At 70.8% G+C, this 12,795-nt stretch carries 13 protein-coding genes; 3 read left to right on the top strand and 10 right to left on the bottom strand.

Translation table 11 applies throughout. The annotated features are described in order from the left end of the window. Window positions 1–172: 172 nt before the first annotated feature. Together ACIBQX_RS21125 and ACIBQX_RS21130 are read right to left on the bottom strand one after the other, a co-directional pair. On the bottom strand, window positions 173–817 hold the full coding sequence (locus ACIBQX_RS21125) for a hypothetical protein (protein WP_397006919.1): 645 nt from the start codon (window positions 815–817) through the stop codon (window positions 173–175). Between the two features lie 296 nt (window positions 818–1,113). Beyond that, window positions 1,114–1,686 (bottom strand): TetR/AcrR family transcriptional regulator, encoded by a 573-nt coding sequence (locus tag ACIBQX_RS21130; protein WP_397006921.1) that lies wholly within the window; start codon window positions 1,684–1,686, stop codon window positions 1,114–1,116. A gap of 84 nt (window positions 1,687–1,770) precedes the next feature. Between ACIBQX_RS21130 and ACIBQX_RS21135 the strand changes: the two genes are divergently transcribed. Further along, window positions 1,771–2,724, top strand: a complete 954-nt coding sequence (locus ACIBQX_RS21135; RefSeq protein WP_397006923.1) for an NADP-dependent oxidoreductase — start codon at window positions 1,771–1,773, stop codon at window positions 2,722–2,724. Window positions 2,725–2,797: 73 nt separating this feature from the next. On the opposite strand, the gene ACIBQX_RS21140 is transcribed toward ACIBQX_RS21135, so the two are convergent. Together ACIBQX_RS21140 and ACIBQX_RS21145 are read right to left on the bottom strand one after the other, a co-directional pair. Then, a complete protein-coding gene (locus ACIBQX_RS21140) occupies window positions 2,798–3,742 on the bottom strand; it encodes a hypothetical protein (protein WP_397006925.1) in 945 nt (314 codons plus the stop codon). Between the two features lie 49 nt (window positions 3,743–3,791). After that, window positions 3,792–4,481: an NADPH-dependent F420 reductase gene (locus tag ACIBQX_RS21145; RefSeq protein WP_397006927.1), complete on the bottom strand. Its 690-nt coding sequence runs from the start codon at window positions 4,479–4,481 to the stop codon at window positions 3,792–3,794. Window positions 4,482–4,627: 146 nt separating this feature from the next. Between ACIBQX_RS21145 and ACIBQX_RS21150 the strand changes: the two genes are divergently transcribed. Next, complete coding sequence (locus ACIBQX_RS21150) at window positions 4,628–5,212, top strand: TetR/AcrR family transcriptional regulator (RefSeq protein ID WP_397006928.1); 585 nt, start codon at window positions 4,628–4,630, stop codon at window positions 5,210–5,212. A gap of 56 nt (window positions 5,213–5,268) precedes the next feature. On the opposite strand, the gene ACIBQX_RS21155 is transcribed toward ACIBQX_RS21150, so the two are convergent. From ACIBQX_RS21155 to ACIBQX_RS21180, 6 genes are all read right to left on the bottom strand, one after another. Further along, entirely contained in the window at window positions 5,269–6,150 is an 882-nt protein-coding gene (locus tag ACIBQX_RS21155; protein WP_397006930.1) for an SMP-30/gluconolactonase/LRE family protein, read from the bottom strand. Between the two features lie 72 nt (window positions 6,151–6,222). Then, window positions 6,223–7,212: an ABC transporter permease gene (locus tag ACIBQX_RS21160; RefSeq protein WP_397006932.1), complete on the bottom strand. Its 990-nt coding sequence runs from the start codon at window positions 7,210–7,212 to the stop codon at window positions 6,223–6,225. After that, on the bottom strand, window positions 7,209–8,240 hold the full coding sequence (locus tag ACIBQX_RS21165; protein WP_397006934.1) for an ABC transporter permease: 1,032 nt from the start codon (window positions 8,238–8,240) through the stop codon (window positions 7,209–7,211). The genes ACIBQX_RS21160 and ACIBQX_RS21165 overlap by 4 nt, the downstream gene beginning before the upstream one ends. Further along, entirely contained in the window at window positions 8,237–9,763 is a 1,527-nt protein-coding gene (locus ACIBQX_RS21170) for a sugar ABC transporter ATP-binding protein (RefSeq protein WP_397006936.1), read from the bottom strand. Before ACIBQX_RS21170 ends, ACIBQX_RS21165 begins: the two co-directional genes overlap by 4 nt. Then, window positions 9,760–10,779, bottom strand: coding sequence for a sugar ABC transporter substrate-binding protein (locus ACIBQX_RS21175; RefSeq protein WP_397006938.1), 1,020 nt, complete (start codon window positions 10,777–10,779; stop codon window positions 9,760–9,762). The genes ACIBQX_RS21170 and ACIBQX_RS21175 overlap by 4 nt, the downstream gene beginning before the upstream one ends. A 52-nt stretch (window positions 10,780–10,831) precedes the next feature. Further along, window positions 10,832–11,875, bottom strand: coding sequence for an LLM class flavin-dependent oxidoreductase (locus ACIBQX_RS21180; protein ID WP_397006940.1), 1,044 nt, complete (start codon window positions 11,873–11,875; stop codon window positions 10,832–10,834). Window positions 11,876–12,018: 143 nt separating this feature from the next. Between ACIBQX_RS21180 and ACIBQX_RS21185 the strand changes: the two genes are divergently transcribed. Continuing rightward, window positions 12,019–12,702: a TetR/AcrR family transcriptional regulator gene (locus ACIBQX_RS21185; RefSeq protein WP_397006942.1), complete on the top strand. Its 684-nt coding sequence runs from the start codon at window positions 12,019–12,021 to the stop codon at window positions 12,700–12,702. Window positions 12,703–12,795 lie beyond the last annotated feature (93 nt).

The following is a 12,795-nucleotide window of genomic DNA, read 5'->3' on the forward strand; positions in this document are numbered from 1 at the left end:
CGGCTCACACGAGCCTCGACCTACGTGGACAGGCCGCTGCGGCCGAGCACGGCCCCACCGCCTGCACCCCATTCCAGGTACCGCCCAGCGCGGCGACAGCCTCCACTGGTGGGCTACTGGCCGAGACCCCTGCGATCCCGAGCCGACAGCAGCAAGGCCCTATCGCCCCTGTTCAAAACTTCTGTAGCTGGTTTCGGATCCGTTCGAGAAGAGCCGGCAGAGGAACATGCGCAGGTCGGGTGGCGTAGCCGGGGAATCCTCCCCAGGCATGGGATCGGCGCAGGTATTGGACGAGCGAAATGGGCCCCGATACCGGTATGCCGATGAACGGCGGATCGGGGTTCGCGCTCGGGAGATGGATGTAGTGATCTCCCCCGCTGAAGTTCGCCTTGGCCGCTCCATCAGGCGCGATGCTGAAGAAGTAACCGTTCGCATGGAACCCACACAGTTCATCTTCTTCGGGATCCGTACAGGCGCACCCCAGGTTGACGTCTCCCACGGTCGAACTGAGCATGTCCCAGAGCATCCGGCCGGAGTGGAGGACCAGAGGGTCTGGGTCAAGATCCCATGGCTCGCGTGGGGGTGTGTGGTAGCGGACATGAGGCAGCATCGAGCCCCCGTCCCCGCACAGATCGACGGCACCCACGATCTCCAGGCAAGCGCGAAGCGCTACAGGGAGGGGGCCGATGATGGCTTCGGCCTTCGCCATCGCTTCGGAATCAACCTCCGTGGGGGCTTGGCGCACCGCGTCAGGGCAAGCGAACGCGTACCCAGCGGAAGAGAGCTGGTCGACCAGCACATCCACGTTGAACGCCACCCGGCGCATGGTCTCGCGTGCGACGTCCTCGGCGTCTTCCCGGAGACTCTCAGGCACGCCTGAAGACCCGAAGGCTCGTAGGTCGTTCCACACCGCGATGTGCTCGCCCGACCGATATCTGCTCGCCCACGATGTCACGGTCGATGATCCTAGATCACGGGGCAGCCGTGCACTGGCCACCAGGTCCTCGAAGGACTTCCCAATGCAGGCCGGACAGCGAGAGCGAAATGTGCCGGTTTGCGCTGTCGGAGTTCGGTCACAGCATTGGGTGGGCGCTGCTCCTCTTCGCGGCGGACTCAGCGGACCGTCGGGGCCAACGGCGCGACCGCCTGGTACAGCTCGGCGGCGGTCTGGGTGACGAGCTCGGAGAGGGTCGCGTCCGGGTCGGCCAGCCAGCGGGACGTGGCGCGCCGGGAGATCGCTATCGCCACGTCGATGATGAAGCGTGCCTCGCCGGGCTCGACGCCGCGGCGCTCGAGCGCCCGCGCCAGCGCGTCGGCGATGTCGGCGAGCTTGATCAGATCGCGTTCGGCCAGTGCCGGGCTGGCGGCGATCACCTTGACGCGGCGCAGGAGAAGCTCGCGCGGGCGGAAGATCTCGTCGGCGGTCCCCAGCGCGGTCAGCAGCGCCTCGATCGGTGTGAGAGCCGGGTCGGCCGCCTCGACCTGGGCGACGAGGTGGGCCTCAAGTTCGTTGCCGGCGAAGAGGACTTCCCGCTTGTCGGGGAAGTAGCGGTAGAAGGAGCGCTCGGTCAGCCCGGCGGTGCGCGCGATCTGCGCGACCGAGGTGCGCTCGAACCCCTGCGTCTCGAACAGCTCGAGCGCCGCGCGCTCGAGCCGGCCCTGTGCGTCGGACTCCCATCTCGGCATGCCGACCAGGATATGACAGCAGAGGCTGTCGTCGCGGTGCTACAGTCCACGACAACAGATGCTGTCATCATGTAGGAGATCGTCATGAAGGCTCTCCAGTTCGACCGGTTCGGATCCCCGGACGTGATCGTGCTCCGCGACGTTCCGAAGCCGGACCCGGGACCCGGCCGGATCCGGATCGCCGTGCGGGCGTGCGGCCTGAACCCGGCCGACTGGGCGACGGTCGACGGCCTCTTCGCCGACCAGCTGCCGCCGCTGCCGCGTGGGCTCGGCCTGGAGGTCGCGGGCACCGTGGACGCACTCGGTGAGGGTGTCACCGGCGTCGAGATCGGCGATCGTGTGTTCGGCCCGGCGACGTTCGACGGCCCGACAGCCGGGGGTGCCGAGTATGCGCTGATGGCGGCCTGGGCAGGCATTCCCGAGGGCGTCACCGCCGAGCAGGCCGCCGCGCTGCCGATGGCGGCCGAGACGGCGTGGCGCGCGCTCGACGACCTCGGCGTTCAGCCGGGTGAGCTGCTGCTCGTCCACGGCGCGGGCGGCACCGTGGGCGAGGCGGCGGTGCGCCTCGCGCTGCACCGGGGTGTCCGGGTGATCGCCACCGCCGGGCCGGCCCGGGCCGCCGCCCTGGAAGAGATCGGCGCCCAGGTGACCGGCTACGGCGACGGCATGACCCAACGCGTCACCGCACTGGCCGGAGGCCGCGTCGACCGCGCCCTGGACACGGCCCCGACCGGCGGCCGGGTCGACCGCGCCGACCAGCCCAGCCCGGCCGGCGGCTCACTGCCGGCCCTGATCGGGCTGACCGGGGACCCGGACCGCGTCCTCACCGTCTCCGACTTCGCCGCCGCCACCGAACTCGGCACCCGCGTCACTCATATCGACATGCGCTACGACCTGATGGGCGAGTTCGCCCGACTCGCCGGGGAAGGCGTCCTCGTCGTATCGATCGCCCGCACCTACACGCTCGACCAGATCCAGGAGGCGGCCGAACTCAGCCAGCCCCGCCGGCCCGGCGGCAAACTCATCCTCGTCCTGTGATCACCTTGCCCACTGTCGGCAGGCGGGCCCTGGCCATCGCGCCGCACCGGACGCCGGCGGTGTCCGGCCGGCCTCACGCGCCGGGCGTGAACACGATGCGCGTGCTGCTGTCCGCCGGGCGTGTCCAGATCTGCTCGACGTGCTGCAACGCCACTTCGGTGGCGTCCACCGCGAAAGTGCCGCGGACGATCTCGGCGGCCACGGCGGGCGCCTCGGCAGCCATGTCGGCGGTGGTCAGTGAGCCCTGACCGCTGCCGATGATCTGGAGCCGCGACGACCGCAGGGCCGCGGACGGGATCGGCGCCTGCGGCCCGGCCATCGAGCCGAGCTCCACCCAGGTGAGCGGCCTGGTCGGATCGGTACGCCCGGTGACGAGAGCGGTCATCGCGGCGGCGGCGGGGGCTCCCCAGACGAAGTCGAGGACGACGTCCACCTCGGCTCCTGCCCGCCCGATCGACTCCGGGTCGCTGAGCAGGGCGGTGGCGTCGGCGCCCGGGATCGCGGCGAGGCGGTCGGCGTCCCGGCCGACGGCGATCACCTGGTCGGCCCCGAACAGCCGGGCCACCTGCACCGCCATCCGCCCGGTGCCGCCGGTGGCCCCGATGACCATGACGTTCTGTCCCTTCTCGAACGTGATCCGCCGGTTCAGCGCCAGCCATGACGCGATCGCGCAGTTCAGCGTCGCGGCCACTGTCACCGGGTCGGCGTGCCGGGGCAGGACGACGCTGCGGCGGGTGTCGATCAGCGTGCGCTCGGCCATCGAGCCGAGTGTGGCGCCGAGGGAGAGGAAGTACCACAGTCTGCCGTCGGGGCCACGCCCCACCCCGTCGATCCCGGGGACCAGGGGGAGTTCGTCGGTGCTGCTGTAGTGCGAGCCTTCGGCCTGCATCCGGACCCGTGGGTGCAGGCCGGCGGCCAGCACGTCGACCACCAGCTCGTGCTCGCCGGTCGCCTGCGGCTCGGGATGATCCTGGTAGTGCGGCGGTTCGCTGAACGTGGTGACGACTGCTGCCTTCATTCGAGCCTCCTGAAGTCTGGGCGACACATCTGGGACAGGTCCTGGATCATCAAGGGGCGGCCCCGAGGAGGTCGGCGAGGTCGGCGGCGGAGACGGGGCGGCCGGGGGCGGCGAACATGCCGACCGGGTCGAGGTAGGCGCGGTGGGCGGGCGTGCCCGCCGCGAACCGGCGGCTCTCGGCGAGCGCGCCCGCGTCGTAGGCGTCGTATCCGAGAGCGTCGATCAGGGCGGCGACCGTCGTCTTGGCCGCGGCGTCGTCGCCGGCGATGGCCAGTGCGCTGCGGTCGGGGGCGCCGGCCGGGCGGCCGAGCGTGGCCAGGTGTTCGAAGAAGATGTTGTTGAACGCCTTGACGACGTACGACTCCCTCAGGTGGGCCTGCAGCAGTCCGCCGGCCGTGGTGTGGCCGGCGTCGATCGCATGGATGCGGCCGTCGCGGTCGGGGTTGTAGTTGATGGTGTCGATGACGACCTTGCCGCGCAGGGGACCGGCGGGGACCTGCGCGTAGGCCTTCAGCGGGATCGTCACCACGGCGATGTCCGCGTCCCGCGCGGCCTCGCTCACCGCCGCCGCGCGAGCACGCGGTCCCAGCTGCGCGACCAGGTCCCGCAGGGTCTGCGGACCCCGGCTGTTGCTCAGGACGACGTCGTGGCCGGTGTCGACCGCGAGGCGGGCGAGCGTGCTGCCGACTTTTCCGCTGCCGATGAATCCGATGGTGGTCATGTCTTCCTTATGAGGCATGCAGGGTCCTTGGACGATGAGGCGAAGGACGCGGCGCCACACCCGTTAAAGTGAAGGGGGAACCCGCACTTAAGCGAAGGGGTGCCTTCACTTTAGCGAAGGGGTGCCTTCGTTTGTCAAGTTCCGCGTCCTGGAAGGGAGATCTGATGGCCGTGACCGAGGGCGAGAGCCCGGCCGAACCGCGCGTCACCGTGCGCCGGCCGCAGCGCGCCGACGCCCGCCGCAACTTCGACGCTCTCCTCGACGCCGCCCGCGAGCTGTTCGCCACCGACGGCGCCAACGCTTCCCTGGAAGGGATCGCCCGCCGCGCCGGCGTCAACATCGCCACGCTCTACCGCAACTTCCCCACCCGAGCGCACCTGTTCGAGGCCGTCTACCTCGATGAGGTCGAGGCGCTGGCCCGGATCGCCGCCGAACTGGACGACCGCAGCCCCTGGGACGCGCTGGTGACCTGGCTACGCCGGTTCGTCGGCTACGCGACCACCAAGAAGGCCGTCTACGACGCCATCGCCCACAACGAGGCGATGTTCGTCACCTGCCGCGACATCATCCACGCCGCCGGCAGACCGCTGCTCGAACGCGCCCAGCATGCCGGCGAAGCCCGCGGCGACGTGAGCTTCGACGACGTTCTCTTCCTGGTCAACGGCGTCAGCGGCGCGAACTTCGTGCAGGACGCCCAGCGTGATCGGGTGCTCACCATGGCCTTGGACGGCATCAAAGCCCAGACGTGACGCCCCGGCACGTAGCCAAACCCGACGCGGCCACCCGCCGGGACGCCTGCAGACCTTCAGATCCCCGGTACGGCCACCCCCATGGCGAGCATGTGGCCCTCGCGCGCCGACTTACGGGCTTCCTCGTGGAAGTCGGGTGCGGCGCACGCGAACAGCGTCGTGCCCGCGGCGCCGCCGAGGGCGCAGGCGTACACCGGTGAGCCGGGCTTGATCTCATCGGTGATCGTGCCGCCCTCGATCACCCGCACGAGCCGGCCGCCGATCGCGTCGGCGATCCACAGACCGCCCCGCGAGTCGAGGCAGGCTCCGTCACCGGCGACCTGCAGCTGGGCGAGCATTCCCGCGATCGCGCGGTCGGTGGGCAGCGGCCCGAACTCCGCCCACGTCCGCCGGTTGGCCAGCTCGCCGTCCGGGGTGATGTCGAACGCGGTGACGCGGTTGCCGAACGTCTCCACGACCACGAGCACGTCGTCGGGGGTGATGACGATGCCGTTGGGGAACCACAGGTCGCCGGCGACCTCCGTGACGCGGCCGTCGGGGTCCACCCGGTGCAGCGAGGTCGGCTCCAGCGGAGCGCCACCCATCAGGTCGAACCCGAAGTTGCCCACATAGGCCCGGCCCTGGCCGTCCACGACCATGTCGTTGGCGTGCCCGGTGGCGTGCGCGCCGAGGTCGGCGTGGACCGAGAGCGTGCCGTCCGGCTCCCGGCGCAGGACCTTGCGGTCCCGCATGGAGACGATCAGCAGCCGTCCGTCGGGAAGCCAGCCCAGGCCGGAGGGCTGCTCGGGGACGTGGGCCTCCTCGCGCAGGTCGGAGCCGTCCTCATGCATGGACCGTACTCGGTAGGTGTAGAAGTCGGAGAACCAGAGGCGCCCCTCGCGCCAGCGCGGCGCCTCCAGGAAGCAGAAGCCCTCGGCCACGGTGATCGGTTCCGTCATGGTCGTCCTCCTCGCGGCGACGCCCTGTGATGGGCGTGCGCTCTTCTCTTCTCGGTCATGGCAGGGCACATGTCAACGCCGTGCCGCGCTCGCGCGGCGGGCCCGGAGCCGTTCCACCGCCTGACGCAGCCCGGGACTCTCGATGGCGACGATCACCGCGAGCAGCGCCGCGTACAACAGCTGGGTGGAGAAGTCGGGCAGGGCGGTGACCGCCACGATCTGCGCGAGCAGCGCCACCGAGAGGGTTCCGGCCAGCAGTCCCAGCGGGGAGCCGCGACCGCCGGCCAGCGACACGCCGCCGAGCAACGCGGCCACGACGGCGAGGATCAGCGGCTGCAACCCCGGATCCGGGTTCGCCGAGGCGTAGCTGTAGCCGAGCAGGGCGCCGCCCAGCGCCGCCAGCGTCCCCGACAAGGTGAAGATCCCGACGATCCGCCGGTCCACGCCGACGCCGGCGACCCGGCTGGCCCGGCGGTCGCCGCCGATGGCGCGCAGCTCACGTCCCAGCTTGGTGCAGCCCAGCACGGTCGCGGCGATGAGGAACGCCGCGAGCGTCAACAGGCTCCGGGGCGAAAAGACGCCGGCGATCGTCTGGTCGACCCACAAGGTCGCGTCGCCGTTGGTGTAGGTCTTGCTCAGCCCTCCGGACATCGCGTACGTAAGCCCCAGAAGGGCGATGTACGTCGCGAGTGTGACGGGCATGGACGGGATGCGCAGCCGGGCGATCAGCCCGCCCTGCACCGCGCCGATGGCGGCGCCGGCGGCCACGGCGGCCAGGACGCCCATGATCGGGGAGGCCGCGCCGGTCTGAACGGCGAGCATGCCGCCGAGCGCGTACGTCCCGGCGACCGACAGGTCGAACTCGCCGGCGATCATCGTGATCCCGATCGCGAGGGCCAGGAGGCCGAGCTGGGCGAAGCCCTGCAGCGCGTTGTAGCCGTCGAACGGCTCAAGGGGCCTGCCGCTGAGCAGCGGCGAGCACGCGAACGCGGCCAGCACGACCAGCAGGGAGACCGTCGGCATCAGCTGCTCCGGCCGGGCGGCCGGCCACCGGCGGGTCATCGCCGTCCCCTGGTGGCGCGCACGTGCACGATGATGACGACCGCGAGCACGAGGACTCCCTTCACGAGGATCTGCACGCCGGTCGAGTAGCCGCGCAGCAGCAGCACGTCGGAGATGACGGCGATGAGCACCGCGCCGCCCAGGGTCCGCACGGCTGAGCCGTGACCGCCGGAGATCGCCGTGCCGCCCACGAGGACCGCCGCGATGGCATCGAGGGTGAGCGTGCCGCCGAGCGTCACCGTGGCGGAGGTGTGGAACGAGGCGAGGAAGATCCCGGTCAGCGCGACGCACGCGCCGGAGACGGCCCACGCGATCACGGTCACCCGGCCGACGGGCAGGCCGGCCGCGCGCGCCGCGGCCCGGTTCTCGCCCACCAGGTACATCTGCCGGCCGGCCGTCGTGCGGCGCAGCGTCCATTCGACGAGCACCGTGACCGCGAGCAGGACGTACACGGCCAGCGGCAGGCCCAGCGGGGTGGAGTTGAGCGCCTCGAACTGCCGCGTGGCCGGGTAGACCGTGGTCCCGCCGCTGAACCAGGTGGCCGCGCCGCCGATCGCGAACCCGCCGGCGATGGTGAGCACGATCGGGTCGGCGTTCCAGAAGCCGATGACCGCGCCGTGCGCCGCGCTGAGCGTGACGCCGGCCGCGAGCGCGATCAGCAGCGCGGCCCACAGCCCCAGGTGTTGCGTGCCCAGGAAGACCATCGCCACGACGGTCGCGATCTGGGAGGTGGCCAGCGACACCCCGGACCCGGCGATCATCACCATGGTGGCGCCGACCGAGGTGATGCCCACGAAGGCGGCCGAGGCGAGGATCGCGCGCGCGTTGTCGAGGGTGAGGAACCGGGGTGTCGTCACGGCCGGGACGAGGAGCAGCACCAGGAGGAGGACGGCGAGGCCGGCCGTGACGGCGCTCGCCGGCCACCTCCGAGGCGGACCGTCCGTCGACGCGGCCCCGCCTGCGCCGGATGGCGACGGGTCCGGCGTGGTGCTCACCGCGCCGCTGGTGGAGTCGTCGGCCGTGGTCATGCCTGTCCCGCTCCGTGGGTCATTCCGTGGGTCATGTCGCGCAACAGCAGCGTGCCGTCGGTGTCGCCTTCGTACTGGTTCACCAGCCGGCCGTCCCGCATCGTGACGATCACGTCACCCAGTTCGAGCAGTTCCTCAAGCTCGGTGGAGGCGAACATCACGACCAGCCCGGCATCGGCGGCCTGGCGGAGGAGCCGGTGGATCGCCGCACGACCCCCGACGTCCACACCGCGGGTCGGCTCGTCCAGCAGGAGGGCGAAGACGTTCTCATGTTCCAGGCAGCGACCGACGAAGACCTTCTGCTGGTTGCCTCCGCTCAACGTCACCACCGGCTCATCGAGCCGCCGCTCCGGCAGGCCCGACCGCTCCGCGAGCGAGCGGGCGGTGCTGCGCTCGCGACGGGACCGTACGACACCTGCGCGCCCCAGCGCGGGCAGGCGCGTCGCGACGAGGTTCCACGCGGTCGGCTTGCCGAGGAACAGACCCTCGGACTTGCGGTCGTTGGACACGAAGGCGACGCCGCCGCGCGCGGCCCCGACCGGGTCGCGGATCGCAACGGGCCTCCCGCGCAGCTCCGCGGTTCCCATCGCCCCGGGGTGCAGTCCGGCCAAGGCGCGCAGGACATCGGAGGCGCCGCTGCCGAGCTGGCCGGCCAGCGCGTAGATACGGCCTGCCTGGGCGGTGAGGGTGAAGTCGTCGAGCCGTCCGGGCACGCGCAGGCGCTCGATCCGCAACGCGGGTGCGAGGTCCCGGCCCGGCCCGGGTGCGGCGGACGGCTGCCGGCGCGTCTCCCCGAGCATCCACCTGATCAGCTCGTCCACCGTCAGGTCCTCAGCGGGGTGCGTGGCGACGTCGCGGCCGTCGCGCAGCACGGTCACGACGTCGCACAGCTCCAGCACCTCCGGCAACCGGTGGGAGACGAAGATGATCGAGCAGCCCGTGGCCGCGACCCGGCGGATCGCGGCGAACACGTGCCGGCTCTCGGTCTCGCCGAGGGTCGCGGTGGGCTCGTCGAGGATCACCAGCCGGGCGTTCTGGCTGAGCGCCTTGGCGATCTCGACCAGTTGCCGCTCTCCGATGCCGAGCGTCGACAGCGGCTGGTCCGGGCCGATGTGCTCCAGGCCCATGTCGTCCAAGATCTGCCGGCACCGGACCGTGGCCTTGCGCCGGCGGTTGACGAACGGCACGTCGATGTCCCCGAGCAGCATGTTGTCGAGCACGGTCAAGGCCGGTACGACGCTCAGCTCCTGGTCCACGAGCGCCACGCCCGCGCGCTGAGCGGCCTGGCGGCTGCGCAGCTCGACCGTCTCACCGCCGATCACGATGCGACCGCGGTCGGGCGCGAGCTGCCCGGACAGCATCTTCACCACCGTGCTCTTGCCTGCGCCGTTGTGGCCGCACAGGCCGTGGATCTCGCCGACGCCCACGGTGAAGGAGACCTCCCTGACCGCGGGGACGCCGTTGAAGGCGCGGGCCAGCCCCTCGACGCGGACCGGGGGGCCGCCGGTCGCTGATGGGCTCATGCGTGGCTGCACTGCTCGGCGAACCGGCTCACGTTCGCGGCGGTGACCCGCTCCTCCTGGACGGTCTCGCTGCGCGGCGGGTTCTTGCCCGTCAGATACCGAACGACGTAGTCGGCGGTCTGCTCGGCGATGGTGCCCGGGTCCTCGGTGGCCGTGCCGTACAACTCGCCTGCCTTGATGGAGTCGATGCCGGCCTTGAAGCAGTTGCTGCTGGTGACGATCAGGCCGTCCTTGCCGCCGATCGCGAAGCCGGCCTGCTTGGCCGCCTGGATGATCGGCAGGGCCATGTAGTCCGCCATGCCGTACGCGGCCTGCACCCCGTCCTTGCCGTGCTTGGCCAGGAGTTGCTGGGCGATGGAGCCGGAGAGCTGGGGATCCCAGTTGGCGTCCTGCTCCTCGACGACCTTGTACTGCGGCGTGGTGGCCAGGACCTTGGTGAAGCCTTTCATGCGGTGCTGGGTCACGAGCATGGACTTGGTGCCGGTGAGGACGATGATGTTGCCGGAGTCGCGGCCCTGAGCCTTGAGGCCCTCGATGATGTTCTGCGCGGCGAACTCGCCGAGCTTCTCGTTGTCCGAGAGCACCGACATGACCTCGTCCGCCACCGCCGGGTCGGGCGGGCCGTCGAAGGCGAGCACCGGGACGCCGGCGGCTTTGGCCTTCTTGATCGGCACCGCCATCGCCGTGGTGTCGATGATCGCGACCACGATCAGGTCCGGCTTCTGCGCCACGGCCTGGTTGAACTTCTGGACCTGGGTGCCCGGGTCCATCGTCGTCATGTCGCCGACCTGCACGCCGGTGGGTGCCAGACGCTCGGTGAAGACCTTGTTGAAGTAGGCGCCCCACGGGTTGCTGTTCCCGTAGCCGACCAGGGCGATCGTCTTGCCCGAGAGCGACGTCGCGGAGGCGCCGCCGGACGGCGGTGCGGCGGCCTGGCCGGCGCAGCCGGTCGTCAGGAGGGTGAGTGCGAGCGTGCCGGCGGCGAGAGCGGTGCCGCGGGATCTGGTGCGGAACATGGCTTTCCGACCCTTCGACGTGGTGGGTCTTGCGGCGGCGTGGAACGGCAGGTCACAGGAGTCGTGCGAAGCCGGCCATCTCCTGCGCCGGGTCGAGGACGGGTTGGAGGACCAGCTCGTCGATGCCGGAGGCTTCGAGGGTGGCGATGCGTTTGACCAGGTCGTCGCCGGTGCCGACCAGGCCGAGCTTGTCGACCAGGGAGGGGACTATCAGGTCGCGGTCCTGGGGATAGATCCGGCCGAGGTAGTTCTCGTACAGCCGGAAGTGGCGGTCGTCGGCGGTGGCGGTCGTGCCACGCCGGTCGAGGAGCCGCTGCACCGCGTCGAGTTCCTCGGGTTCCAGCCCTTCCCTGAAGGCGGGGTTGTCCGCGGCGAAGGTGAGCAGCGCCATGGCGATGTGGCCCATGGAGTCACGGGCGAGGTCGCCGTAGGGGTTCTCGCCTTCGGCGAGGATGTGCATCGAGGTCATCACGTACGAGGTGGTCGGCGTCCGCACGCCGGCCTCGGCGGCGGCGGAGTCGTGCGCCTCGACGAACGCCTGCCAGGTCGCCGGGTCGAGCAGACCGAACGAGATGGTCCCGGCGCCTCGGCGGCCCGCGATGCGAGCGGCCTCGAGTCCGAAGGCGGCCACGACGAACTCGATCGGGTCCTCGGTGTTGACGTGGTCGCCGACGTGCAGGAAGCGCACCTCGCGGGTGCGGTCACCCTCGCTGTACTCGGTGGGGCGGCCGGCGGTGAGGTCCTGGAGTTGCCGGGTGAAGCGCTCCAGTGTGGCCATCGTGGTGGGCTTCATGCCCAGGGTGCGCCGGGCGGTGTTGCCGGTGCCGACGCCGCAGATGATCCGGCCGGGCGCGAGGGCGTTGAGGCTGCTGAGGGCCGCCGCGCTCGCGGGGGCCGAACGCAGGGCCGGCGAGGTGACGCCGACCCCGAGCCGGATGCGGCTGGTCGCCTTGGCGCACAGGGCCAGACCGACGAACGGGTCTCCGTTGACCATCGGCGTGTCGTAGACCCAGAAGCTGTCGTACCCGAGTTCCTCGGCCTTGGCCGCCAGATCCTCTACCCCTGGTTTCGCCGTGACCACGATGCCCTTGCGCATACCGCATCTCCTCGATTGCGAGCCAGGACGTACTTACTGAGCGCATAGTTACTGAGCAGCCGAGGAGGTGTCAAGATGTGCGCGTGGACGTTCAGCGGGACGGTAATGTCGGCGCGTCAAGGTGAGCACGGGGAGGATCGGGGATGGTCGCGAAGCGTCGCGGCCCACGGCGGGGTGGCAATCCCCCGCTCGTGCGGCTGGACGAACCGTCCGACAAGCTCTGGGACGCGGACCTCTCTGACGTGGCCAAGGCCCTGCTGGGCTCCGCCGTGCTCTGTTTCGCCGAGAAGGGGTTCCAGGCCACGACGACACGCGACATCACGGCCAAGGTCGGACTGACCCCCGGCGCCTTGTACGTGCACTTCGCCACCAAGGAGGAGGTGCTGTTCGAGATCGTGCGCAGCGGTCACCTCCGGGCCCTGGAGGCTCTGCGGGCGGCGCTGCCCGCCGACGGCGACCCGGAGACCTGCCTGCGCCGGGCGGTCGCGGCGTTCGTGGAGTGGCACGCCGAGCACCACACCGCGGCGCGCGTGTGCCAGAACGAGCTGACGCCGCTGTCCCCCGAGCACTATGCGGAGATTCGTGAGCTGCGCGCCCAGTTCAACACCATCTTCCGGGACGCGGTGCGCCGGATCGTCGACGGCGCGACGGCGGACCCGGACGATGTCAGCCGCCTGGCACGGTCGATCCTGTCGCTGGGAGTGGATCTGGTCCGCTGGTATCGGCTGGGCGGCACCGACACTCCGGCCTCGCTCGGCGCCTTCTATGCCGACCTGGCCGTCCACATGACCGCCGCCGTCCGCAACCGGCGCCCCACCAGCGCGTAAGGCTTCTGTCGTCGCCGCACGCTTGACAAGTGTCGCGTCATTACTAACTATGCGCTCAGTAAGTGATGAGCTTTCTCCGTCCAGGAAGTCGGG

Origin of the sequence: Nonomuraea sp. NPDC049714, assembly GCF_044465295.1 — a bacterium.
GTDB lineage: Bacteria > Actinomycetota > Actinomycetes > Streptosporangiales > Streptosporangiaceae > Nonomuraea.

Bases quoted from the DNA above. Each gene is read 5' to 3' on its own strand.
- ACIBQX_RS21170 (WP_397006936.1), bottom strand. From the start codon at position 9,763: ATGAGCCCATCAGCGACCGGCGGCCCCCCGGTCCGCGTCGAGGGGCTG.
- ACIBQX_RS21185 (WP_397006942.1), top strand. From the start codon at position 12,019: ATGGTCGCGAAGCGTCGCGGCCCACGGCGGGGTGGCAATCCCCCGCTC.
- ACIBQX_RS21165 (WP_397006934.1), bottom strand. From the start codon at position 8,240: ATGACCACGGCCGACGACTCCACCAGCGGCGCGGTGAGCACCACGCCG.
- ACIBQX_RS21155 (WP_397006930.1), bottom strand. From the start codon at position 6,150: ATGACGGAACCGATCACCGTGGCCGAGGGCTTCTGCTTCCTGGAGGCG.
- ACIBQX_RS21150 (WP_397006928.1), top strand. From the start codon at position 4,628: ATGGCCGTGACCGAGGGCGAGAGCCCGGCCGAACCGCGCGTCACCGTG.
- ACIBQX_RS21160 (WP_397006932.1), bottom strand. From the start codon at position 7,212: ATGACCCGCCGGTGGCCGGCCGCCCGGCCGGAGCAGCTGATGCCGACG.
- ACIBQX_RS21145 (WP_397006927.1), bottom strand. From the start codon at position 4,481: ATGCCTCATAAGGAAGACATGACCACCATCGGATTCATCGGCAGCGGA.
- ACIBQX_RS21135 (WP_397006923.1), top strand. From the start codon at position 1,771: ATGAAGGCTCTCCAGTTCGACCGGTTCGGATCCCCGGACGTGATCGTG.
- ACIBQX_RS21175 (WP_397006938.1), bottom strand. From the start codon at position 10,779: ATGTTCCGCACCAGATCCCGCGGCACCGCTCTCGCCGCCGGCACGCTC.
- ACIBQX_RS21180 (WP_397006940.1), bottom strand. From the start codon at position 11,875: ATGCGCAAGGGCATCGTGGTCACGGCGAAACCAGGGGTAGAGGATCTG.
- ACIBQX_RS21130 (WP_397006921.1), bottom strand. From the start codon at position 1,686: ATGCCGAGATGGGAGTCCGACGCACAGGGCCGGCTCGAGCGCGCGGCG.
- ACIBQX_RS21140 (WP_397006925.1), bottom strand. From the start codon at position 3,742: ATGAAGGCAGCAGTCGTCACCACGTTCAGCGAACCGCCGCACTACCAG.